Raw genomic sequence first — 1,883 nt, 5'->3', positions numbered from 1 at the left:
AGGCTCTCGCCGACGCGATGGGAGACGAGCCGGACCGGCTTGAGGTCGTGATCGAGGTCGACTGCGGCGCCCGTCGTTCCGGGGCGCCGCCCGAGGCCGCGGGCGATCTCGCGCTCGCCGCCCGCAAGCGTGGTCTGGTGCCGGTGGGCGTCTTCACCTATCCCGGTCACGGTGGCGCCGACCAGGACGCTCGCCGACGCGCCGCGCAGGATCAGGAAGCCGCGCTCACCGCCGCGGTACGCGGCCTCGAAGGTGTCGGGGTCACCGTGGAGGTGGTCAGCGCGGGCTCCACTCCCACCCTGGAGTTCTCCACCAGCAGTGTGATCACCGAGATCCGTCCCGGCGAGTACGTCTTCGGTGATCTGAACAACGCCCGGCTGGGCTCCTGCACGGAGGACCAGATCGCGCTGTTCGTCGCCGGGACCGTGGTCAGTGACTGGGTCCCCGGCCAGGTCATCCTCGATGTGGGCAACAAGGCCCTCAGCAAGGAGGGCAGCCCCGAGATCGGCTACGGCGGCATCGCCGGCACGAGAGCGGTCCTGTCCAAGGTCAACGAGTACCACGGGTTCCTCCCGCTGCCGGACGGTGGGTTCCGCCCCCGCGTCGGCGACGTCGTACCGGTCGTGCCGAACCATGTCTGCCCGGTCGTCCTCGGCTTCGAGGAGCTCATCGTCACCGACAGCACGGGCACATCGCTGGAGCGCTGGCCCGTCGACGCCCGCGGATTCCTCAACTGACCCACATGACCCACATGACCCGAATGACCCGCATGGGACGGGACTTCCGTCCTCCCCGAGCCCCCACCCCCGACCGACCTCCCCCGTAAGAGGAGTGCCTGACATGAGACTCAAGAACGTCACGGCCCTGGTGACAGGTGCCAGCAGTGGCATAGGGCAGGCGGTGAGTTCCCACTTCCGCCGGGAGGGCGGACGGCTGCTGCTCACCGGCCGCAGGGAGCGGCTCGACAGCGCTCAGCCCGACGACCTGTACGTTCCCGGAGACCTCAACGACGAGGCGTTCGTCGAGCAGCTGGCCAAGCAGGCCGCGGAATCCTTCGGCACCGTCGACGTCGTGGTCCTCAACCACGGTCTGCAGGCCGACGGTCCGCTCACCGAGATGGCCTGCGACGACGCGAGGAACGTGCTGGAGAGCAACCTGCTCAGCGCGTTCCTGGTGATGAAGCACTTCGCGCCGCTGATGCCCGAGACCGGCGGCTCGTTCGTCTGCGTCAGCTCACGGCTGGGCATGGTCGGCATGGCCGGGCAGGTCCTGTACTCCGCCGCCAAGGGGGGTCTCATCATGCTCGCCAAGGGCGCGGCGATCGAGTGGGCCCCGCGCAACATCCGCGTCAACGTCGTCGCTCCGGGCCTGACCGCCACCCCGATCATCGAAGCGGCGTTCCAGCGCAGGCCCGACCCCGAGGCCTACCGCCGCCAGCGCGAGAGCACGATCCCGCTCCAGCGCCTCGCCACCCCCGAAGAGGTCGCCGACGCGGTGCTCTTCTTCGCGTCGTCGGAGTCGTCGTACGTGACCGGATCGGTCCTGACCGTCGACGGCGGGTACACCGCCGGCTGAGCCCCTGCTTGGCATCACCACCAGGAACGGGCTGAACGGCCTGCTTTCCGTCGCGCCTTTCTGCCGGCCTCCGCGCATCGGTACCGCGCGACCAGGACCGCCCCCGCTCCGCTGATCATCGCCTGTCACCGGCGTCGGACGATGCCCTGTCCGCGTGCGCCGCCCTGAACGATCCCCCCCCCCGCCTGCGAGGTAAAGCCCCCGCACAGCTGGTCCCACGCGTCCCCTGATGAGGAGTATTGCCATGAGTGATGCCCAGATCGGTCGTAGAGCGCTCCTGCGCGGAGCGGGCGGCCTGGCCGCCCTTG

2 protein-coding genes are annotated in these 1,883 nt (G+C 69.6%); both read left to right on the top strand.

Features of this window, described 5'->3' with window-relative positions:
• The coding region (locus SMA5143A_RS41875; protein ID WP_107468017.1) for an alanine racemase at nt 1-737 on the top strand (737 nt) is incomplete at its 5' end.
• Nucleotides 738-840: 103 nt separating this feature from the next.
• Entirely contained in the window at nt 841-1,575 is a 735-nt protein-coding gene (locus SMA5143A_RS41870) for an SDR family NAD(P)-dependent oxidoreductase (RefSeq protein ID WP_107468016.1), read from the top strand.
• Nucleotides 1,576-1,883 lie beyond the last annotated feature (308 nt).

The organism is Streptomyces sp. MA5143a, assembly GCF_900290235.1.
Lineage (GTDB): Bacteria > Actinomycetota > Actinomycetes > Streptomycetales > Streptomycetaceae > Streptomyces.
The sequence above is the reverse complement of the archived record's forward strand: the minus strand, read 5'-3'. Positions and strand labels throughout refer to the sequence as shown.

What these genes read in the sequence shown, in the direction of transcription:
- SMA5143A_RS41870 (WP_107468016.1), top strand. Translation starts at nt 841, where the DNA reads ATGAGACTCAAGAACGTCACGGCCCTGGTGACAGGTGCCAGCAGTGGC.